The sequence below is a fragment of the Klebsiella ornithinolytica NBRC 105727 = ATCC 31898 genome, from assembly GCF_001598295.1.
Classification (GTDB): domain Bacteria; phylum Pseudomonadota; class Gammaproteobacteria; order Enterobacterales; family Enterobacteriaceae; genus Klebsiella; species Klebsiella ornithinolytica.
In genome coordinates this window covers 216,858-238,710 of record NZ_BCYR01000007.1, presented here as the reverse complement: position 1 = coordinate 238,710, position 21,853 = coordinate 216,858, and the positions used below count along the sequence as shown (strand labels likewise).

Here is a 21,853-nt window from a genome sequence, read left to right as displayed (position 1 = left end):
CAAAAAGGTATACTGCGGCCAATATTGCTTTCGCCGCCCCGCATCTTCCTGCGGCATACCTGGAACGTTCTCATGACTTTGCGCCTTCTGCCGCTGCTGCCAGCGCTGTTGCTTCCCCTCTCCGCGCTGGCCAGCGGGAAATGCACCCTCACCGACCCGTCGCTGACGCTACAAAGCTATACCGTCAATCCGCAGCGTGAGCGCATCGCGATGTACTGGAAAAAAGCGGATGGCGAGGCCTTCGGATCGCTGCGTGCGCTGCTGGCGGATATCAATCAGAGCGGACGCGTGCAGATGGCGATGAACGGCGGTATCTACGCGAAAAGCTACGCGCCGCTGGGGCTGTATATCGAAAAGGGCGTGCAGAAAGTTCCGCTGAATCGCGCTTCCGGCGGCGGCAACTTTTTTATCCGCCCCGGCGGCGTGTTTTATCTGCAAGGCGAACGGGCGAAAATCGTCAGTATCGACAAATTTAAGCCGACGCCGGGCATCGATTATGCCGTGCAGTCCGGCCCGATGCTGATTGAAAACGGCACAATAAACTGGCGTCTGAAGCCGTCTGCCGGCTCACGCAAGCTGCGCAATGGCGTCGGTATCACCCGGCAGGGCCAGGTGATTTTTATGCTCAGCGATCGCGAAACCAACTTCTACGATTTTGCCTGCTACGCGCAGTCAACGCTCAACGTGCGGCAGATGCTCTATCTCGACGGCACCATTTCAAAGATGTACCGGAAAGGCGGCAGCGTACCGTGGCAGTATCACCCGTTCGTCACCCTGATTACGGTGGAGAGCAAGCCGTCCCCGTAGCCGATTGGCTGTCCGTAGCACCACGCCAGCCGTGGCGGCGGCAACAGCAGCTCATCTCATTCAGAAACCACAAAACATGCGGCGATGCCCAGCTGTCCGCTGAAATCGGCGAACCGGAGGCCGGAGGACAAGGCTGGCCGACAGAAGCGCGCTTACATCCGCCGATGCCCCCATTCGCGCAGGCGCTGGAACAGCACGAACAGCGAGGGAATAAACACAATCCCGATCGCCGTCGCCACCAGCATGCCGCTGAACACCGTAGTGCCGATAATCCGCCGACTCTGCGCCCCGGCGCCGGTGGCGAGCATCATCGGCATAATACCGATGATAAAGGAGACGGCGGTCATCAGCACCGCCCGAAAACGCCGGGTGGCTCCCTCGCGGGCAGCATCCACCACCGACATCCCCTCTTCCCGTCTGGCCCGGGCAAACTCGACGATTAATATCGCGTTTTTCGCCGCCAGCGCGATTAACAACACCAGCCCTATCTGCACATACACATCGTTGGCATAGCCGGCTATCCACAGCCACAGCAGCGCTCCGCCGAGGGCAAACAGCACCGACAGCATCACGCTGGCCGGCAGCGTCCAGCTTTCATACTGGGCGACGAGGAACAACCACGCCATCGCCACCGCCGCCAGGACGATCCAGATGGCCTGGTTGCCGGTCTGCTGCTCCTGCCAGGAGATGCCGCTCCACGCGTAATCATACCCCTGCGGCAAATTCGATAGCAGAATTTGCTCCATCACCGCCATCGCCGTGCGGCTGCTGACGCCCTGTGCCGCAGAGCCGCTCACCGACACCGACGGGAACTGGTTGTACTGCTGAATGAACGGCGCGCCGACGGTGGGGGTGACGGTCACCAGATTGCTCAGCCGAATCCGCTCGCCGTGATGATTTCGTACGTACAGCTCGCCGATTTGCTCCGCCCGCTCGCGCCACTGCATCTCGTTTTGCACCACCACCGGATAGACACGATTGTTGATGCTGAAATCCCCGGCGCGCGTCCCGCCAAACGCCGTTTGCAGACTATTGAAGATTCGCGATACCGGCACATCCAGCCGCGCCGCCTGGTCGCGGTCGACGTTGAGCGTCAGCTGCGGCACGTTGCTACTCCAGGTGGTAAACACCTGGCTCAGCTGCGGATGCTGGTTCGCCATCCTTAGCACCTGCTGCGTTACCTGCTCCAGCTCTGCCGTCGATTGCCCGGCCTGTGCCAGAATGCGTAAATTGAACCCGGACGCATTGCCCAGGCCCGGCAACGTGGGCGGCGCAAAGGCCATAATGGTCGCCTCCGGCAGGCCCATCAGCTGTCCCTGCAATTTGCCCATCACCTCATTCAGCGGCGGCCGCTGATGCCACTCCTTCAGCATCACCGAGATAAAGCCGCCGTTGGAGGCGCTGGTTCCGTTGAGAATATTAAACCCGGACACCTGAATCACATCCTCAACCGCCGGATTGGCCAGCAGCAGCTCGCGCGCCTGGGCCATCACCGCTTCGGTACGCTCCAGCGACGCGGCTTCCGGCAGCTGTACGCTGGCGAAGAAATAGCCCTGATCCTCCTGCGGCAGAAAACCTTTCGGCATCTGGCTAAAGCTGAAGGCCACCAGAGCGGCGGCGGCGATCGTTGCCACCAGCGCCAGCCACAGACGACGGTTCATCCACCCGACCAGCGCCCCGTAGCCGTCACGCACCGTCGCCAGAGCGCGGTTAAAAGCCCGCCAGATGGCAGCAGGCTGCGCGGGACGCGGACGCAGCAACAGCGCGCACAGCGCCGGCGTCAGGGTGAGCGCGACGATGCTCGACACCGTCACCGCCGTCGACAGAGTGACGGCAAACTGGCGATACAGCTCACCGACAATCCCCGGCAGGAGCGCCACCGGAACAAACACCGCCAGCAGTACCAGCGTTGTGGCGATCACCGGCCCGGCGATTTGCCGTAGCGCCAGCGCGGTCGCCTCCGCACGCCCCACGCCTTCGGCGAGATGGGTTTCTACGCTCTCCACCACCACGATGGCATCATCGACCACCATGGTCAGGGCGAGAATAATGGCGAATAGGCTCAGCGTATTGGCGCTATAGCCCAGCAGATAAAGCACGGCAAAGCTGCCGATCAGCGACACCGGGATCGCCAGGGTGACAATCAGCGTGGCCCGCCAGCTTTGCAGAAACAGCGATACCACCAGCACCACCGCCAACAGGGTCAGCACCAGCGAGACGCCAATCTCTTTAATCGTCGCCGCGACAAAGCGCGTCGTATCGAACTTCACCTCCCAGGTCAGATCCGCCGGAAAGCGGCTGTGCAGGCGGGTCAGTTCGGCGCGCACCGCGTCGGCGACCTGCAGGGCGTTGGCGGTTGGCGTCGGATAGATACCGAGATAGGCGGAGTCTTTGCCGTTCAGCTGCGCGCCGGAACTGTAGCTGCGCGCCCCCAGTTCAATGGTGGCCACTTCGGCGAGGCGAACCAGCTGACCGTGTTCCCCGCTGCGGATCGCTATCTGGCTGAAGCTTTCCGCATCGCTCAGGCGGCCGATGCCGTTGATGGTCAGCGTCTGCTGCTGACCGTTGAACACCGGCGGCGTGCCTACCTGCCCCGCCGCCCCCTGCACATTCTGCTCCCGCAGCGCCTGGGCAATATCGTCGGTCGTCACATTCAGCGCGTTCATGCGATCGGGGCGCAGCCAGACGCGCATGCTGTAATCACGGGCGCCGAACATCTGTACTTCGCCGACGCCCGGTAGACGGGCCAGCGCCTCACGCACCTGGGTGCTGGCGTAGTTGCTGACGAACAGCGGAGAGAGCGTCTCCAGCGGCGAGTACAGGCTGACGCCCATCAGCAGGTTGCTCGCCCGCTTGCGCACCTGCACGCCGTTCTGCTGCGCATCGACAGGGAGTTGCGCCACCGCCTGCGACACCCGGTTTTGCACGTCAATCGCCGCCAGATCGGCATCGGTTCCGGCCGCAAAGGTCAGGCTCAGGCTGTAGGTGCCGTCATCGGAACTGGTGGACTCCATATACAACATATGGTCAACGCCGTTGAGCTGGGTCTCCAGCGGCGCGGCGATTGCCTCGGCGACGTCCGCCGCGCTGGCGCCCGGCCAGCTGGCGCTGACGTTGACCACCGGTGGCGTAATCTGCGGATATTGTTCCACCGGAATCAGCTTCAGTGCTACCGCGCCGATAAAGGTCAGCAGCAGCGCAATCACCATCGCAAAACGCGGGCGACGAATAAAAAACGTCAGCATCCCTTCTCCTTTCCTTATTTCAGCAACTGAACGGCGGCGCCGTCACGCAGACGCTGCGCGCCGTCCGTCACCACGCGCTCGCCCGCTTGCAGACCGTCCGCCACGACAAACTGCTGCCCCTGCTGGCCGCCCGATGTCAAACGGCGCAGCGCAACGGTGTTATGGTCCGTCACCACCCAGCTATAAAACCCCTGCGCATCCTGCTGGACGGCGGCAACCGGGATCATCAAACTCTCCTGCGCCTGTCGCGGGCGAAGAATGACCGGCACGTTGCCGCCCGGCAGCAGGCGATGCTGCGGATTGGCGAATTCGGCGCGCAGCACGACGCTGGCGGTGCGGGTATCAATCCGGTTATCGACCGAGGTCAACACCCCATCTTCCCGCCTGCCGTCGGGTTCAATCTGCGCCAGCCACGCCTGCTTCAGCGCGCCGATATCGGCATGCTGCCCGGCTTTACTGTAAAAGGCGGCTTCATCTAAGGCGAAAGAGACGCGAATCGGGTCGAGCTGGACGATATCCACCAGCATGCCGCTGGTCGGCCCCACCAGGCTGCCGACATGAAAACGACTGTGGCCAATACGCCCGCTGACCGGCGAGTCGATGCGCGTATAATCCAGCGTAATTTGCTGCGTGGTGACGCGCGCCTTCGCCTGTTCCACGGCGGCGGCGGCGACATCGCGCTGCATCCGGGCGTTATCGACATCGTTGCGGCTGATGGAGTGATTGTTTTTCAGCTGTTGATAGCGGGTCAGCAGCTGCTGGGCCTGACGCAGCGAAGCCTGCGCGCTTTTCAGCTCGGCCCCGGCCAGCGCCAGCGCAGCCCGAGGTTGGGCATCATCGAGGGTGAACAGCCGATCGCCTTCCCTGACGTACTGCCCGTCCTGGAAGTGGCGCTGCACAATGGTCCCCTCCGTGCGTGCGCGGATCTCCACGTCATGAATCGCTTCAATGCGGCCGGGAAGCGGACGTTCAGCCACATGCGGCAGCAGTTGAACGACGGTCGCGCGAACCGGGATGGCGGGCGCGGCGGTGGCCGTCAGGGCGTAACCGGCCAGGCCAAGGGTCAGGCAGACCAGGCGCAAAATATTTCTCATCGGGATTCCTTGCTGGCGATGCGGCGTCCCTCCCCTGAGCGGAGAGGGGCGCCGGGCGGATCAGGCGGTTTTACGTAACGGGCGGGTCAGACGCTTCTCGACTTCCACCACCAGGAACATCACGATGGCAATCGCCAGGGTGATAAACCAGTAGCGCAGCGGCAGCGACTCGGTGCCAAACATCGTCTGCATAAACGGCAGGTAGATAATCGCCAGCTGCAGGAGCAGCAGCACGCCGCTGACCAGCCAGATGCCTTTGTTGCGCAGCAGGCCAGTATTTAATGAGAAGCCCTCGCTGCGACGGCAGTTAATCATGTACACCCACTGCGCGGTCACCAGCATCTGTAACAGCACGGTGCGGATAAACTCGGCGCTATGGCCGCGCGGCGCCAGCCAGGCCTCAAGAATAAAGGCGGCGACGGCAATCATGGTTCCGACGAAGGCGACGCGCCAGATGGCATAACCATCCATGACGTGCTGGCCGGTTTTCCGCGGTGGGCGGTTCATGACGTTGCGCTCCGCGGCTTCGAAAGCGAGACCGAAAGAGAGCGTGGCGGAGGTTGCCATGTTCATCCACAGAATCAACACCGGCGTCAGCGGAATAATGTTCCCCGCTAACAGGGCAATGATAATCAGCAGCCCCTGCGCCAGGTTGGTGGGCATAATAAACAGAATCGTTTTCTTCAGGTTGTCGTAGACGCGACGCCCCTCTTTCACCGAGCTGGCAATGGTGGCGAAGTTGTCGTCCGTCAGCACCATGTCGGCCGCCTCTTTGGTGACTTCAGTGCCTTTGATCCCCATCGCAATGCCGACGTCGGCCTGGCGGAGCGCCGGCGCATCGTTCACCCCGTCACCGGTCATGCCGACGACTTCACCGGTATCCTGCAGCGCTTTGACCAGGCGCAGCTTATGCTCCGGACTGGTACGAGCAAAAATGTCGTACTCCACGGCGGCTTTCGCCAGTTCGCCATCGTCCATGTGCTCCAGCTGATAGCCGGTCATCGCCTGATGGCTGTTGGTGATCCCCAGCATCTGGCCGATGCTCATTGCCGTCTGCGGGTGATCGCCGGTGATCATTTTCACGCGGATCCCTGCGGTCTGGCAGGCGTGAATCGCCTCTATGGCCTCCGAACGTGGCGGATCCATCATTCCGGCGATGCCGAGGAACACCAGCCCCTCACGCAGATCGTCGTGGGTCAGCGTCGTGCTGCCGGCGCGCGCCGGTTTACAGGCGGCGGCAACCATGCGCAGCCCCTGGCTGGCGAAGCGAGAGATCTCATCCTCCCAGTACTGGCGCTCGAACGGAACCGTCCCCTGCTTTGTCATCTGCTCGCGGCACATCGCGAAAATCACATCCGGCGCGCCGGTGATCAACACACGCTCAGCGGTGTCGATTCTCTGCTGCGTCGCCATGTACTTATACTGTGAATCAAACGGAATTTTGGCAATCAGCTGCGTCTCAACCGGCGGCAGCTTTGCCTTCGCCGCCAGCACTTTTAACGCCCCTTCGGTCGGGCCGCCGGTGATGCCCCACAGGCCGCGCGCGTCCTGTACCAGCTGGCTGTCGTTGCACAGGTCAATGGTACGCAGATACGTTTCCAGTACGCTTCCGGCATGAATTTGTACCGGCTCATCGCTGCCTTCCAGATAGATATTGCCCTGCGGCTCATAGCTGTCACCCTCAACCCGGTAGCAGCAGTCGGCGGTGATAATCGCTTTGACCGTCATTTCGTTCATGGTCAGCGTACCGGTTTTATCCGAACAGACGACGGTCATCGCCCCCAGCGTTTCTACCGTCGGGAGCTTGCGAATAATGGCGTGTTTGCGCGCCATCGCCTGCACGCCGAGGGAGAGGATGATCGAGATAATCGCCGGAAGTCCTTCCGGGACCGCCGCTACGGCCAGGCTAATCAGGGAGAGCAGCAGTTCCCCCATGGGGATATCACGCAGGGCCAGGCTGAAGACAAACAGCGCCGCCATCATGGCGAGGATAATGACGAAAATCGCTTTACCCAGCTTATCCATCTGCACCAGCAGCGGCGTGCGATGTTTCTCGATACCGGCCATCATCTGGTTGATATGCCCAAGCTCCGTATCCTGCCCGGTCGCCGTCACGACGCCGACGCCACCGCCGGCGCTGATGGTGGTACCGGAAAACACCATGTTGGTCCGGTCGCCCAGCGGCAGTTCGCCTTGCAGCGCATCGGTGATTTTATCCACCACCGTTGATTCGCCGGTCAGGATCGCCTCTTCCACACGCAGGTTGTGAGTTTCGATCAGGCGCATATCCGCCGGAACGCGGTCGCCCGCCCGCAGAATAACGATATCACCCGGCACCAGATCGCGGGTGGGCAAGGTTTCGTGTTTACCGTTGCGCTGCACCCGGGCATTGCTGGAGAGCATGTTGCGGATCCCCTGCAGGGATTTCTCGGCGTTGCTCTCCTGCACGTGACCGATCAGGGCGTTGATGACCGTGACGCCCAGGATCACCAGGGTATCCACCCAGTGCCCCATCACCGCCGTCAGCGCCGCCGCCGCCAGCAGGACGAAAATCAGCACGTCGTTAAAGTGGGCCAGGAAACGCAGCCAGGCCGGCTTGCTTTTCTTTTCCGGCAGCGCGTTAGGGCCAAAGGAGGCCAGACGTTCTGCGGCCTCGGCGGAATGCAATCCCTCGGCGCGACTGTGGTTCTGCGCCAGTACCTGTTCAACGGTCTGCCGGTAGGCTGGCTGTGCCGCAGTATCTCCCGCAGGAGGCGAATTATGGGGATGATGGATTCTGGTCAAATTAAATTTTCCTTATAAATTCCGTTATTCGGAAAGCCTGAAATCATTTCTGGCCAATGAATGAATATGATTTTATATAGCGAGATGAAAATTGATCCAGGACAATTAACAGCCCTCGCAAAATTTAAAATCTGTGATAAGTTAATTCCTCAAACAACTATTACAGAATATTAATAAACATATATTAAACGAGGTTCATTATGTCAGGAATCTACCGCGGACGCCGCCTGGTGCTGTACATCCTGCTGGCTATCAGTATTGCCACGCTGGTGGGATATAGTACCTATACTTTTGTAAAGTACACTCTTTAATAATGACGTTAATTGACATTAAGATGCTATTAATTTAATTACAAATAACGCCAACAATATTAACAGAAGGAATAAAAGTCCTGATATTAGCGCTACGTATAATGGCGTAAAATAATCACTCAGGAAAGGATATTGCGTTAAATGTCATTATACCTGACAATATGTTTTTTAACTGATGATTAACAAGTAATGAAACATCCGCTCGAAACGCTGATCGCCGCCGCAGGCATTTTATTGTTGGCCCTGATCTCTTGTTTACTGCTGCCAGCGCCATCCCTTGGGTTAACGCTGGCGCAAAAACTGGTCGATACCTTCCATCTGATGGATCTCAACCAGTTTTATACCCTGCTCTTTTGCCTGTGGTTCTTAGCGCTGGGCACGGGAGAATATGTGGTGTTGCGTTGGGTCTGGCGCCGCTGGTTTTCCCTTGAGCGCTAACCCGGTAAAGTCACGCATTCCCGCCACCAGCGCCTCGCACCAGGCGGCATAATCATGGCCGCTTGATGAAGGATGGAAGCTGACGCGATAGCCTTTATCGCGTAGCGCCTGTTCAAAGGTAAGGGTATTGCTGTAGATCCCGCCATCGGCTCCCGAGGTCTCAAACCGGCCTGCCTGAAGCCAGAAACGTATCGGATAGCGCGGCGACTGCTGATACTGGCGCGTCAGCCAGCCGGCTTCCTCGCCTTTGGGCGCCCACCAGTAAGAGCCCGACAGACTGAGGACATTGGCAAACAGCCGCGGATAGCGCAGCGCGACCCACGATGCGGCCAGGCCGCCGTAGCTGGAGCCGGCGACAACGGTTTTTTGGCGAATGGCATCCAGCCCCTGTTGTCGCAGCCAGGGCAGCAGCTCATGGGCCATAAAATCGGCGAAGAAGGGGTTGGGCGGCAGCTCTTTCGCCCGGCGCGGGTGATCGAGACTATCAATAAACACCACGTTGATCGGCGGCAGCACATGGCTGGCGATCAGGCTGTCCAGCACGTTGGCGAAGCGGTATTCATCCTGATAGGTTTTGCCATCAAACAACATCAGCGTCCAGCGCGCGGGCTGCGGCAGGCGCGGACGGTAGATCATCACTTCCCGGGTATTATGCAAAAAATCGCTGCGCAGCTGATGGCGGGTCAAAGTGCCATAGCGCAACGGCTGCGCCCTACGCTGCGGCGTGCAGTAGCGCGCCGGATTGAGCGCCAGCAGCGAATAGCGGTTCCAGCGATCGCTGGCGCGGTTGACGCTGTTCGGATTCAGCGGATCGGCCTGAGCGCTGACCAGAATCGCCCGCCGCTGCTCGTGCCCGACGCCGTCGACCTGCGGGACATCCGGCGCCAGCTTATATTGCATCAGGGTATCTGCCGGTACCACGTAGCTGCGAAACCAGACATCGGAATGACCAAGCCGAAACAGCGGATCGTGATCGCCCGCCGGGGATCCCAGCAGGAAGACGTTTTTTCTCGCCCCGCGCCACAGGAAGGTGACGCGCTTGTGTCCTGCATCCACCGGTTCCACCATCGGCGTCCCTTCCTGTTCGCGCTCCTGCCAGAAACGCGTCGTAGAGCCACCCGCCGCCAGCTCCTGCATCAGCTGCTGCAAACGGGGACTGACGGGATCCAGTGCCTGGGTTTTCGCCAGCGCGGTGGTCTCCTTCATCCGCCAGCGGAAATGCCAGCGGGTGCCTTCTTCGCCGTGGAGCACCAGCGCTGAAGCGCGGTTCACCGGCAGGGAGAACAGCAGCGTTTGCTCGCCATCCGGCGGCCCTCCCGCCAGCAGCGTACGCAGCCGACGGTTATTTTCATCCAGCAGGCGGGCATCCGTTACCCCGGAAATCGTCGCCGAAACGTAGTTTTCCCCTAACGTCGGCAGATCAAAACAGACTTCGCCGCTGGCATCGAATTTTCCCTGCAGCTCTCCCTGCCGCGAAGAAGATTCGCAGTTCATTGCCACCGCCGGTAGCGCACTCATGCCGATCAGCAGACCACCCCATGCCATTTTCATCGCCCGATTTATCCCTGTAAAAATTTGTTACTAACGCTAATGCAAATGGTAATGATTTGCAATAACATCAACTCCGCTCGTTCAGGCCATTAGATTTTTCTGATGGGGGAAAGGGATGATTATGGCAATTTCAACCAAGGACATAGCAAATAAAATGTTTAAATATAATAAGATAACTAAACTCTGGGTCACGGGTCTTGCCGTGGCGACACTCGCCGGGCAGGCGCTGGCGGAGGAGACCCTCGTGGTCACCGCGAGCAGTAATGAAGATCCCACCGCGCCGGTCAAAGGGATCGTGGCGACGAAAACGCTTTCCGCGACGAAAACCGCCGCCGGGCTGGTGAAAACCCCGCAGTCGGTCTCGGTCATCACCCGCGATCAGATGGCGGCGCTGGACGTGACGTCGGTGTCACAGGCTCTGCGCTATAGCGCCGGGGTGTTCACCGAGTATCGCGGATCGTCCAACCGCAATGACGAAGTCTTCGTCCGCGGCTTCAGCTATGTACCGAAGTATCTCGACGGCCTGAGCTATGGCGCCACCGCGTCGTCGCAAACCGGCACAATGGATCCGTGGCTGCTGGAGCGCGTCGAGCTGGTACGCGGCCCGGCCTCGGTGCTGTTTGGCCAGGTCAACCCCGGCGGGCTTATCAGCATGACCAGCAAGCGTCCCACCAGCCAGCCGGTGCATCAAATCCAGTTCCGTACCGGCAACGACAATCTGGCGGAAGGCGCCTTTGATGTCGGCGGGCCGTTAAGCGACGACGGCCACCTGCTCTATCGCCTCAACGGTATCGCCCGCAGCCAGAACAGCCAGGTCGAGGATTATAAAGAGACGCGCATCGCCATTGCGCCGGCGCTGACGTGGTATCCCAACGATGCGACGCGCTTCACGTTGCTGACCAGCTATCAAAAAGATCCCGACGCCGGTTATCGCAACTTCCTGCCGCGCTACGGCACCGTCAACAGCGTCGATGGCAGCTATATTCCGCGCGACTTTAACGTCAGCGACCCCGGCTACAACCAATCCTGGCGCGAGCAGACTCTCATCGGTTATGAATTTGAGCATCAGCTCAACGACATGCTGACCCTACGGCAGAACGCGCGCTATGGGACGATAAAGCAGAAATATCGCTATCTGGTCTATTCCAACAGCGCAGCCAACAGCTCCGTGCTCTCGCGTCGCGCCCAGCATGAGGAGCGGCAAACCGATGAGTTCGGTATCGATAACCAGCTTGAGGCGCAGTTCACGACCGGTCAGCTGGCGCACACCGTTCTCGGCGGCCTGGACTACAAAACCAGCAAGGATAAGCAGTACCTCGGTCGCGCCGGCGGTTCACAGTACGATCTCGACTGGCGTGCCCCGGTCTATGGTGTGAAGGTCGATGAAAGCACCTTCCGTACCGCCAGCGATGAACAGCAGAATCTCGATCAGGTTGGCCTCTACCTGCAGGATCAGCTGAGCCTGGAAAACTGGGAGCTGCTGCTTTCCGGCCGCTATGACTGGGCGGAAGTGCGTACCACTGACTTTACCGACAGCAGTCGCACCCAGAAAAACGACAGCAAGTTTACCTGGCGTACCGGTCTGCTGTACGCCTTTGACTTTGGCCTGTCGCCCTATATCAGCTACAGCACCTCCTTCGAACCCAACCTGCAAACCAATCGTGCGCCGGGCGTCGCTCCGTTCGATCCCAGCGAAGGGAAACAGGTGGAAGTGGGTGTGAAATATCAGCCTACGCCGACGGCGTTGATGACTCTGGCGATGTACGACCTGACCCAAAGCAACGTTGCGACCTGGAACAGCGCGGCGGGATGGTATGAGAACAGCGGTAAGGTCCGCTCGAAGGGGGTGGAAGCCGAAGCGCACGCCACCTTCTTTGACAACCTCAACCTGATTGCTTCATACACCTGGACCGACGCGGAAACCGTGAATACCACCGTCGCCGGCACCGAAGGGAAAACCCCGGCGCGCATTCCGACCCATATGGCCTCGGCGTTCACCAGCTACACCCTGCCCAATGGCGCGCTAAAAAGCCTGACCGCTGGGGTTGGCGTGCGTTATATCGGCACCAGCTACGGCGATGCGAAAAACACCTTCAAGGTACCGGCGGTGGATCTGTATGACGCGATGGTCAGCTATGAGTTAGGCGAATTGAGCTCGAGCCTGAAAGGGGCGAAAGCGCAGTTCAACATCAACAATATCGCCGACACTAAATATGTTGCCTCGTGCGCCGGCGATAGCGCCTGTTTCTATGGCGTGGGTCGTACGGTGACGATGACGGTAAACTACGCCTGGTAGAAGCTCAAAATGCGTCCGCCGGTCTTTCCGGCGGACGCGCCTCAGTGGGCGCGATTGTGATTCTCTTTGCGGTAGGCACCCGGCGGCTGATGAAAGGTGCGGGTGAAAATGCGGGTAAACGTCTGCTGTGAATCAAAGCCGTATTTCAGGCAGATATCATAAACCCGCTGATCGGTGTCGCGCAGGTCGCGCGCCGCCAGCCGCAGTTTACGTTCGCGGATATAGCGCCCCAGACTCTCCCCTTTGTACTGCAAAAAGAGTCGTTGCAGATGCCATTTCGAATAACCAGAGTGACGCGCAATATCATCAATACGCAGCGGCTGATGCAAATTGTCATCAATCCACCCGACGATAGTCTCAATCACCTGAGCGGAAATAGTCATAAGTCCTCTCCTCTTTAATCAAACCCGTATTTATTGCCACCAGGTAGTAAATGATTGCGTCTTATCGGCAACCCAAACCGGCTCGCCAAGCATCGGCGTTAACAACCGCCACGGTCTTTGCTGGCTGGCCGCAGCCAGCCGCTTATAAGGATCGTCCCAGCTGTGTTTCGCCAGCACAAAGCGCCCCGCATGCCCCGGGAGCACCGCGCGCGCGCGGAGATCGTCGGCGGCCTGAGCCGTCTCGTCAGGCATCATATGAATGTATTTCCAGTCCTGGTCGTACTGGCCGTTCTCCATAATCGCCAGATCCACGGCGCCAAACTGTTCGCCGATGGCTTTAAAGTGCGGGCCGTAACCGCTATCGCCGCTGTAGTAAATCTTCTGCTGCGGGGTGACGAACATAAAGCTGGCCCACAGCGTTTGATTGCGCTTCAGCCCACGACCGGAGAAATGACGGGCCGGCAGCACATGCACGGTCAGCTCGTCGCTGATCTGCACCGCCTGATGCCAGTCCGCTTCGCTGATAATGGCGCTCTCCATGCCCCAGTAGCGCAGATGCGATCCCACGCCGAGCGGCGTCACCACGCGCTTGATTTTTGGCATCAGCGCTTTGATGGTGGCGTAATCCAGATGGTCGTAGTGATCGTGCGAAATAATCAGCAGGTCTATCTCCGGCATACGCTCCGCACGCCACGGATAGTCACCCGGGAAAGCTTTATTAATAAATGAGAACGGAGCGGCATAGTTGCTGAAGACCGGGTCAATCAGGATGCGTTTCCCCGCCAGCTGCACATACCAGGAGGAGTGGCCGAGCCACACCATCGTATCCTGCCCGATTGGCAGGCTGGCGAGATCGGTATTGACCAGCGGCAGCGGCTGCGCGGGACGGGCATTTTCGCGTTTAGTCACCAGAAACTCCCACCAGGCGGCCAGCATATTTTTCTGCCCGGTGAAGCCCGGCGTGGGGAGCTGATTATGAAACTGGCCATCGCGATAGTGTGGCGACTGTTCCACCAGACTGAGCTGCGCACCCTGCGGCGCCCGGCCAAACCCGGCATTTAAGACAAACGGCAAAGCTGTTGCTGAGGCTAATAACATAATGGCGACCACGCTGAAAGTGACACGGTTCATAACCTGACCAGATGAAACTCCCTATTATGAGAGTTTAGTGATATAACTTGATTATGAGTGAGTAAGCACTCATTATTAAGACGAATATGAAAGTCGTCAAGACGATTTTCAATTTTTTAACATCCACCGTTGCAGTGCCATGACATGGCGTGGTTAGATCGGGGTTTGATTTCGCGTGAGGTAAAATGTAGTGGCTCGTCCTAAGAGTGAAGATAAAAAACAAGCGTTGCTGGAGGCCGCAACGGCCGCCTTTGCCCAGTCGGGTATCGCCGCCTCAACATCGGCCATTGCCCGTAGCGCCGGGGTTGCCGAGGGGACGCTGTTCCGCTATTTCGCCACCAAGGATGAGTTACTCAACGAACTGTACCTCTCGATCAAATCGGGGTTAGTTAAAGCGATGGTCTCCGGACTGACGCCAAACGAAAAACGGCCGAAAGAGAACGCCCGCAATATCTGGGACAGCTATATCGACTGGAGTATTCGCCACCCGATGGAGCACAAGGCGATTCGCCGGATGGCGCTCAGCGAACGCATCACCGATGAAACCCGAACCCGCGTGAGAGAGATGTTCCCCGAGCTCAACGAAATGTGTCAGCTATCGGTCAAGCCGGTCTTTCTCAGCGACGCCTACAGCGCCTTTGGCGACGCCCTGTTTCTTTCGCTGGCGGAAACCACTATCGAATTTGCCAGCCACGATCCGCAGCGCGCCCGCGAGCTGATCGCCCTCGGTTTTGAGACCATGTGGCAAGCGCTTCACGAGAACGACGCCTGATGGACCGCGCTTCGCTGCACGCCAGCGCCCACCGGATTGCGCTCAGCTATCCGTTTACCGAACACTGCTGGCCGTTCGGCCCGGAGTATGACGTGTTCAAAGTTGGCGGGCGCATTTTTATGCTCACCATGACCCTTCGCGGTCGGGCGCTGGTGAATCTGAAAGCCGATCCGCAAAAATCGCTGCTCAATCGGGAGATTTACCGCAGTATTGAGCCGGGATATCACATGAACAAAAAACACTGGATCACCGTCGTCCCCGGCGAGGATATCAGCGAGGATCTGCTGGCCGAACTTATCGATGATTCATGGAATCAGGTGGTGAATAAGCTGACAAAAAAAGAGCGGATTCGGCTCCGTCCGGAAGGATTTTCAGGCTAGCGCGATAAGTGTTATCGCATTTTTGTCTCTTATCATTTCCCCGCCTTCGCTGTACTCTTCTCCCACTAAACGCCCCGTAAGGGGCTGTAAACTCGAATTATCTTGAGCATAAACCGTGAGGAAGAGTTATGGATATCGTCTCCGTTGCCTTAAAGCGTCACTCCACAAAAGCCTTCGATGCCACAAAAAAACTGACGGCTGAAGAAGCGGAAAAGCTGAAAACACTGCTGCAATACAGCCCGTCGAGCACCAACTCCCAGCCGTGGCACTTTATCGTTGCCAGCACGGATGAAGGGAAAGCACGGGTGGCGAAAGCCGCCAGCGGCACCTATGTTTTCAACGAACGTAAAATTCTTGATGCTTCTCATGTCGTGGTTTTCTGTGCCAAAACCGCCATGGACGACGCCTGGCTGGAGCGCGTGGTGGACCAGGAAGAGGCCGACGGACGTTTCGCTACTCCGGAAGCCAAAGCCGCTAACCACAAAGGCCGCGTTTTCTTTGCCGATATGCACCGTAAAGATCTGCATGACGACAACCACTGGATGGCGAAGCAGGTTTACCTCAACGTCGGCAACTTCCTGCTCGGCGTCGCGGCAATGGGGCTGGATGCCGTGCCGGTTGAAGGGTTCGACGCCGCGATTCTTGACGCCGAATTTGACCTGACCGCACAGGGCTTTACCAGCGTGGTTATCGTTCCGGTCGGCCACCACAGCGTGGAAGATTTCAACGCCACGCTGCCGAAATCACGCCTGCCGCAGGCGACCACCATCACCGAGATTTAATCTCCCCGCGCACGCCGCTCGCCGGCGTGCCAGATTCGTTCTGCATAGCGGCCAATCACCGCCAGCGAAACGGCGAGGATCAGGAAGAACAGCACCTTGTGCATCCCGTCCCAGAAAAACTCGAAGAAACGCGTATAGAGATTGATAGCCAGGAAGGTCAGGCCAAAACCGCGTAGCATTCCGTCATCCGTTTTCAGACTGATATAAATACAGACGCCCGCCGCGACGCCGAATAACAGCGCCCACGGCAGCTGCTGCAGCGGTGAAATGCTGTACCAGGCGTCGGGATCCCGATAGCCAAAAATCGACAGAATCCATAGCGCGATAAACAGATACGTCAGGCCCATGGCCTTACTGACGGTAAACAGCCGGCGCGGAAGCAGCCACTTTTGCAGCATAAAACAGAGCGCCAGCAGCACGCCACCGAACAGCACAAAACGCAGCGGATAGTTCATGCCCAGCCAGTAGGCCCCCCACCCCGCCAGGTAGCCGGTTTCCGCTCCGAACCAGTTGCCCAGCGCCAGCAGGAAGAACAGCCACACCAGCCCGGAACGGGCCGCCAGGCCGATAGCACCATAAATAGCGCAGCCGACCAGAAACAGTGGCGCAATATGGCCGCTGCCGTCATCCAGCCGCACGCCGAGTTGCCACAGCGCCAGCGCGGTAAACACCACGCCGACAAACAAAATCGCCTCACTGCTGTAGTGCCAGTGCGAGGCCTGCCGCTGGCGACGGAATCCCCAGAGGTAGCAAACCAGCGCCACCGCCGCAGGCAGCGCAATCCGCGCCAGCGCCGAGTCGCTGAACAGGCTCACCAGCCAGGCAATCAGTTCACTATCGGCGAACAGGCTGCCCAGCGCGATCAGCAGGCAGGCCAGCGCCGTCCAGAAGGCATAGCGGCTCAGTCGCTGCCAGTCAAAGGTGCTCACGCGCAAAGTGCCCGCCAGCCGCTGGCTTTCCGCGTGGCTCAACTCCCCCGCGGCCTGCCATTCATCCAGCGCCTGCTGAATCACCCGCTGTTGTTTCCTGGTTACGTTCATCTGCGTTCCCTGTCGCTATAAGAGAGAATCCTGTTTATCCAGCCATGCCAGCGCCTGCTCGCCGGCGTCGTCCATCGGCAGGTATACCAGCAGCCGGGAGCCATTACGCGGGGCGGAATACCAGTACATCTGCTGCAGACTAAAGCGTCCGAGCTGGGGATGATTGAAATTCTTCACCTGATTTTCCACGCCGCGGACGTCATAACGCTGATGCCACAGCGTTTCAAATTCGGCGGAGGCGGCAAAAAAGCGCGCCAGCTTATTTTCCCACAGCGGGTCGCCCCGGTGTTCGGCCATGGCCGCGCGGAAATAGGAGACAAACGTCGGCAGCACATCGCGATTTTCAATACGGCTGCGCCAGGTCTCGTGGGTGAGATAGAGATAAATACAGTTACGGTTTTCTTCGGGAAGCGCGGCAAAATCGACGCCCATCAGCCGACAAAAACTGTCGTTCCACGCCACGATATCGAAATTGGGTTTCTGGATGCTGGCCGGCTGCGGCATCAGGCTATCGAGCATCCGCCGGGTCCCCGGAGCGATCCCTTCACATACGTTGACCTGCGTGGTTTCCGGCGGCGTCAGACCGGCCAGCACGAACAGATGGCGCGTCTCCAGCGGACTGCACTGCAGCGCATTCGCGACGCCCACCAGTACCGATTCCGACGGATTAACCTCCCGCCCCTGTTCCAGCCAGGTATACCAGGTCACGCCGACATCGGCCAGCATCGCCACCTCTTCCCGGCGCAGCCCGGGCGTGCGCCGCCGCCCTACTCGCGGCAGGCCAAGACGCTGCGGATCAAGGCTTTCACGCCGGGAGCGCAGAAAGGCGCCCAGCTGCTTACGGCTATCGTCGGGCGCTATCGGCACCGTTTCACGTTGCGGCATTCCCGTCATATTGACTCCAGCATGGTAGTACCAATACCAGTATAGACAGGAACTGGTACCCGTTTAATTTATCGGTAATGCTACGGCCATCCGCTGAATGACGCAATGGAGAGATCCGATGAATTCGTCTGCTGTTTCACCCGGCCGCGCCGGTTTACTGCTTCTGTTGACCGGCCAGATGCTGCCGCTGATCGACACCTCAATTACCAACGTGGCGCTGGACTCCATTACCCATTCACTGGATGCCAGCGCCACCCAGCTGGAGCTGATCGTCGCGCTCTACGGCGTCTCTTTTGCGGTGTGCCTGGCGATGGGCAGCAAACTGGGCGATAACTACGGCCGCCGCCGTCTGTTTATGTGGGGGGTCGCGCTTTTTGGCCTCGCCTCTTTGCTGTGCGGCATGGCCAACTCCATCGGCGGGCTGCTGGCGGCCCGCACGCTACAAGGCGCGGGCGCGGCGCTGATTGTGCCGCAAATCCTCACCACCCTGCATGTAACGTTGAAAGGCAGCGCCCATGCGCGCGCGATCAGTCTGTATGGCGGGATTGGTGGGATTGCTTTTATCGTCGGGCAGATGGGCGGCGGCTGGCTGGTCTCGGCGGATATCGCCGGCCTGGGCTGGCGCAACGCGTTCTTTATCAATGTCCCGATCTGCCTGCTGGTGCTGGCGTTTAGCCCCCGCTATGTCCCGGAAACCCGCCGCGAAGCCCATTCGGCCATCGACTGGCAGGGCACCTTCAGCCTGGCGCTGATCCTCTGCTGTCTGCTGTTTCCGATGGCGCTGGGGCCGGAACTTCACTGGCCGTGGACGCTCCAGCTTTTGCTGGCGGCCGTGCTGCCGCTGCTGGTCTGGATGCGGGCCAGCGCGTTGCGTAAGCAGCAGCGCGGCGAACAGCCGCTGCTGCCGCCCCGTCTGCTGAAACTCACCAGCATTCGCTTTGGCATGGCGATCGCCCTGCTGTTCTTCAGCGCCTGGTCCGGCTTTATGTTCTGCATGGCGCTGACCATGCAGGCCGGTCTCGGCATGGCGCCATGGCAGTCAGGCAACAGCTTTATCGCCCTCGGCGTGGCCTATTTCCTCTCTGCGCTGTACGCGCCGAAGCTGATTGCCCGCTTCAGCATGGGACGTATTCTGCTGATTGGGCTGGTAGTGCAGATAGCCGGTCTGCTGCTGCTGATGGCGACCTTCGGTCACTTCGGCGCTCACACCTCGTCGCTGGCGATGGTGCCCTCTACCGCGCTTATCGGCTACGGCCAGGCGCTGATCGTTAACAGTTTTTATCGCATTGGCATGCGCGATATCAGCGCCAGCGATGCCGGTGCCGGGAGCGCCATTCTCAGCACCCTGCAGCAGGCGACGCTGGGATTAGGTCCGGCAATTCTCGGCTCGCTGTTTTTAACCCTCGCTCAACGCGGCGGCGGCACCTATCCGCAGGCGCTGATCGATTTCCTGGCCGTGGAGGTGGCAATGATGCTGCTCTTAGGCGCGATGGCCCTGCGGCTGCGCCATCATCTCAATATTCGTCCGGTGGCTACCGCCTAATAATCCATCATTGCATGACGCCTGATTTGCATAATATACATCCAGCGGTCATCATTACCGCTGGATGTACAGGAGACGTTATGCAGGAATTAATCTCACAAATTGCCGCCTTAGGCATCGAAATTACCCCTACCACTTCACTCATTATTATCTTCGGCATTATTTTACTGACCGCCATTGTCGTTCATTTTATTTTGCATAAAGGCGTGCTGCGCGCCTTCGAAAAGCGCGCGCAGGCCAGCAGCCATTTGTGGCTGCAAATCATCACCCAGAACAAACTGTTTCACCGGCTGGCCTTTACCCTGCAAGGGATTATCGTCAATGTGCAGGCGGTGCTGTGGCTGCAAAAAGGCAGTGAAGCCGCCAATATATTGACCACCTGCGCCCAGCTGTGGGTCATGATCTATGCCCTGCTGTCTTTCTTTTCACTGCTCGATGTGGTCTTCAATTTATCGCAGAAATTCGCCACCGCATCCCAGCTGCCGCTGAAGGGGATATTCCAGGGCATTAAGCTGGTCAGCGCGATTATTATCGGCATCCTGGTGATCTCATTACTGATTGGCCAGTCGCCGGCAATATTGATCAGCGGCCTCGGCGCCATGGCCGCGGTACTGATGCTGGTATTTAAAGACCCGATCCTGGGTCTGGTTGCCGGCATTCAGCTTTCCGCCAACGACATGCTGAAGCTCGGTGACTGGCTGGAAATGCCGAAATACGGCGCCGACGGCGCGGTCATTGATATTGGCCTCACCACGGTGAAAGTCCGTAACTGGGACAATACCATCACCACGATTCCTACCTGGTCGCTGGTCTCCGACTCCTTTAAAAACTGGAGCGGGATGTCCGCCTCCGGCGGGCGCCGCATTAAGCGCAGCCTGAATATTGATACCACCAGTATCCATTTTCTCGATGAGCGGGAGCAGCAGCGCTTAATTCAGGCCCGGCTGCTTAAGCCCTATATGGACTCGCGTCATCAGGAGATCAGCGAGTGGAACCAGCAAAACGCCGCCGACCATTCGGTGCTGAACCTGCGCAAGATGACCAATATCGGCACCTTCCGCGCCTATTTACAGGAGTATCTGCGCAACCACCCGCGGCTGCGCAAAGATATGACGATGATGGTGCGCCAGCTGGCGCCGGACGCCAACGGCCTGCCGATTGAGATCTACTGCTTCACCAGCACCGTGGTATGGGCAGAATATGAAAGTATCCAGGCGGATATTTTTGACCACATTTTCGCCGTGGTGGACGAATTCGGGCTGCGTATCCACCAGTCACCGACCGGCAACGATATACGTTCGCTGGCGGCGGCAAATCACGGGTAAGGGTAAGGCTCAGGCACTGGCGCGGGCAATGATGCGCCAGTCCATCATCACCCGTTCGGCGGTGGCCTCCGGGTTGTCGATTTTCTTCAGCAGTAGGGTCACCGCCGTACGGCCAATGTCGCGCGACGGCTGTTCCACGGTGGTCAGCTGCGGCGAGACCATCTCCGCCAGCTCCGTACCATCAAATCCCATGACCGCAATATCGTCCGGCACCCGCAGTCCGGCCTGGGCGATCGCCCGCAGGGCGCCCGCCGCCAGCGAGTCGGCGACGGCAAATACCGCATCCGGCCGCTCTCTGGAGGCCAGCAGCGTTTCCATTGCCGCTTTACCGGCGGCGGCGCTGAGGTCGCTGGCATAAGCCACCTGCTGCCAGGCCAGTTCACGCACATGCAGTACGTTTTTATAGCCGCGCTCGCGCAGGCGGGCATAGCGATAGCTCAGATCGTGGTTAATCAGGGCAATGCGCCGATGACCGCTCTCCGCCAGCCGCGATACCGCCCCCTGCGCCGCATCGATGTCGTTAATGCCGACGCAGGAGATACTGCCGGCATCGGCATACTCGGCGCACTGTACCCACGGCGCATCACCGATCATCATCGTCAGTTCCGGCAGACTGGAGAGCGCGTTCATCGTAATAATCCCGTCGACCACTTTCCCCGACAGCAGCCTCAGCCCGGAAGTCGAGCGCGCCAGATCGGACCCGGAATTACACAGTAAAATACGGTAGCCGTGCTTCTCCGCCTCCTCTTCAATGCCCTTCACCACTTCCGCACAAAACGGGTTCGCAATATTCGACACCATCACCAGAATCATATAGCTCCGTGCCGTCCGCAGCTGGCGGGCCAGCAGGTTAGGCTGATAGTTGCTCTCTTTAATCGCCTGCAGCACGCGTTCGCGGTTCTTCGGTTTAACGGTATCGCTGTTATTCAGCACCCGCGATACGGTTGCCACTGAGACACCCGCCAGACGGGCGATTTTCTGAATTGACATAAAGGCGGCACTTCCTGGGATAAGGGGAATAATGCGCAGGCTACCATAAACGGGCCGTCGGTGTGCAGCGGGGCGCGCGCCAGCCCGCTGATGCCC

At 59.1% G+C, this 21,853-nt stretch carries 17 protein-coding genes; 8 read left to right on the top strand and 9 right to left on the bottom strand.

Annotated elements, in window-relative coordinates:
- The first annotated feature begins 78 nt into the window (after positions 1 to 78).
- Complete coding sequence (locus tag ROR01S_RS15805; RefSeq protein ID WP_369974017.1) at positions 79 to 807, top strand: phosphodiester glycosidase family protein; 729 nt, start codon at positions 79 to 81, stop codon at positions 805 to 807.
- A gap of 152 nt (positions 808 to 959) precedes the next feature.
- Here the strand turns inward: ROR01S_RS15805 and ROR01S_RS15800 are convergent, their stop codons facing one another.
- Genes ROR01S_RS15800 through ROR01S_RS15790 form a run of 3 tightly spaced genes read right to left on the bottom strand, consistent with a single transcriptional unit; the run spans position 960 to position 7,930 of the window.
- The gene (locus tag ROR01S_RS15800) at positions 960 to 4,052 is read right to left on the bottom strand and encodes an efflux RND transporter permease subunit (RefSeq protein WP_004859212.1); all 3,093 of its coding nucleotides are present in this window, start codon (positions 4,050 to 4,052) and stop codon (positions 960 to 962) included.
- Between the two features lie 14 nt (positions 4,053 to 4,066).
- A complete protein-coding gene (locus tag ROR01S_RS15795) occupies positions 4,067 to 5,146 on the bottom strand; it encodes an efflux RND transporter periplasmic adaptor subunit (protein ID WP_004859208.1) in 1,080 nt (359 codons plus the stop codon).
- 60 nt (positions 5,147 to 5,206) lie between these two features.
- On the bottom strand, positions 5,207 to 7,930 hold the full coding sequence (locus ROR01S_RS15790) for a cation-transporting P-type ATPase (RefSeq protein WP_004859205.1): 2,724 nt from the start codon (positions 7,928 to 7,930) through the stop codon (positions 5,207 to 5,209).
- A gap of 500 nt (positions 7,931 to 8,430) precedes the next feature.
- Here ROR01S_RS15790 and ROR01S_RS26345 point away from each other — a divergent pair, with 500 nt between their 5' ends.
- Positions 8,431 to 8,679 (top strand): DUF1158 domain-containing protein, encoded by a 249-nt coding sequence (locus ROR01S_RS26345; RefSeq protein ID WP_004859198.1) that lies wholly within the window; start codon positions 8,431 to 8,433, stop codon positions 8,677 to 8,679.
- Here the strand turns inward: ROR01S_RS26345 and ROR01S_RS15785 are convergent.
- Positions 8,608 to 10,230 (bottom strand): alpha/beta hydrolase-fold protein, encoded by a 1,623-nt coding sequence (locus ROR01S_RS15785; RefSeq protein WP_004859195.1) that lies wholly within the window; start codon positions 10,228 to 10,230, stop codon positions 8,608 to 8,610. The two genes, ROR01S_RS26345 and ROR01S_RS15785, sit on opposite strands and share 72 nt — an antisense overlap.
- Before the next feature lie 154 nt (positions 10,231 to 10,384).
- On the opposite strand from ROR01S_RS15785, the gene ROR01S_RS15780 reads away from it, so the two are divergent.
- Positions 10,385 to 12,526, top strand: coding sequence for a TonB-dependent siderophore receptor (locus ROR01S_RS15780; RefSeq protein WP_032717170.1), 2,142 nt, complete (start codon positions 10,385 to 10,387; stop codon positions 12,524 to 12,526).
- Positions 12,527 to 12,567: 41 nt separating this feature from the next.
- On the opposite strand, the gene ROR01S_RS15775 is transcribed toward ROR01S_RS15780, so the two are convergent.
- Both ROR01S_RS15775 and ROR01S_RS15770 read right to left on the bottom strand, forming a co-directional pair.
- Complete coding sequence (locus ROR01S_RS15775) at positions 12,568 to 12,909, bottom strand: RamA family antibiotic efflux transcriptional regulator (RefSeq protein ID WP_004859189.1); 342 nt, start codon at positions 12,907 to 12,909, stop codon at positions 12,568 to 12,570.
- A gap of 30 nt (positions 12,910 to 12,939) precedes the next feature.
- Positions 12,940 to 14,040, bottom strand: coding sequence for an MBL fold metallo-hydrolase (locus ROR01S_RS15770; protein WP_064359669.1), 1,101 nt, complete (start codon positions 14,038 to 14,040; stop codon positions 12,940 to 12,942).
- Between the two features lie 190 nt (positions 14,041 to 14,230).
- Between ROR01S_RS15770 and ROR01S_RS15765 the strand changes: the two genes are divergently transcribed.
- The 3 genes from ROR01S_RS15765 to nfsB all read left to right on the top strand — a co-directional run bounded on the left by ROR01S_RS15765 (position 14,231) and on the right by nfsB (position 15,974).
- Entirely contained in the window at positions 14,231 to 14,812 is a 582-nt protein-coding gene (locus ROR01S_RS15765; RefSeq protein ID WP_004859175.1) for a TetR/AcrR family transcriptional regulator, read from the top strand.
- Complete coding sequence (locus ROR01S_RS15760) at positions 14,812 to 15,192, top strand: MmcQ/YjbR family DNA-binding protein (RefSeq protein ID WP_004859171.1); 381 nt, start codon at positions 14,812 to 14,814, stop codon at positions 15,190 to 15,192. Before ROR01S_RS15765 ends, ROR01S_RS15760 begins: the two co-directional genes overlap by 1 nt.
- Before the next feature lie 128 nt (positions 15,193 to 15,320).
- Entirely contained in the window at positions 15,321 to 15,974 is a 654-nt protein-coding gene (gene nfsB / locus ROR01S_RS15755) for an oxygen-insensitive NAD(P)H nitroreductase (RefSeq protein WP_015584949.1), read from the top strand.
- Here the strand turns inward: nfsB and ROR01S_RS15750 are convergent.
- Together ROR01S_RS15750 and ROR01S_RS15745 are read right to left on the bottom strand one after the other, a co-directional pair.
- The gene (locus ROR01S_RS15750; protein WP_064359668.1) at positions 15,971 to 17,014 is read right to left on the bottom strand and encodes a hypothetical protein; all 1,044 of its coding nucleotides are present in this window, start codon (positions 17,012 to 17,014) and stop codon (positions 15,971 to 15,973) included. The genes nfsB and ROR01S_RS15750 overlap by 4 nt on opposite strands.
- 15 nt (positions 17,015 to 17,029) lie before the next feature.
- Positions 17,030 to 17,908, bottom strand: a complete 879-nt coding sequence (locus tag ROR01S_RS15745) for a helix-turn-helix transcriptional regulator (protein WP_044023557.1) — start codon at positions 17,906 to 17,908, stop codon at positions 17,030 to 17,032.
- Between the two features lie 109 nt (positions 17,909 to 18,017).
- Between ROR01S_RS15745 and ROR01S_RS15740 the strand changes: the two genes are divergently transcribed.
- Together ROR01S_RS15740 and ROR01S_RS15735 are read left to right on the top strand one after the other, a co-directional pair.
- The gene (locus tag ROR01S_RS15740) at positions 18,018 to 19,442 is read left to right on the top strand and encodes an MFS transporter (RefSeq protein WP_064359667.1); all 1,425 of its coding nucleotides are present in this window, start codon (positions 18,018 to 18,020) and stop codon (positions 19,440 to 19,442) included.
- An 80-nt stretch (positions 19,443 to 19,522) separates the two neighbouring features.
- The gene (locus ROR01S_RS15735) at positions 19,523 to 20,767 is read left to right on the top strand and encodes a mechanosensitive ion channel family protein (protein WP_004859156.1); all 1,245 of its coding nucleotides are present in this window, start codon (positions 19,523 to 19,525) and stop codon (positions 20,765 to 20,767) included.
- A gap of 9 nt (positions 20,768 to 20,776) precedes the next feature.
- Here ROR01S_RS15735 and ROR01S_RS15730 read toward each other — a convergent pair whose 3' ends face one another.
- A complete protein-coding gene (locus ROR01S_RS15730; RefSeq protein ID WP_004859153.1) occupies positions 20,777 to 21,757 on the bottom strand; it encodes a LacI family DNA-binding transcriptional regulator in 981 nt (326 codons plus the stop codon).
- Between the last annotated feature and the right edge of the window lie 96 nt (positions 21,758 to 21,853).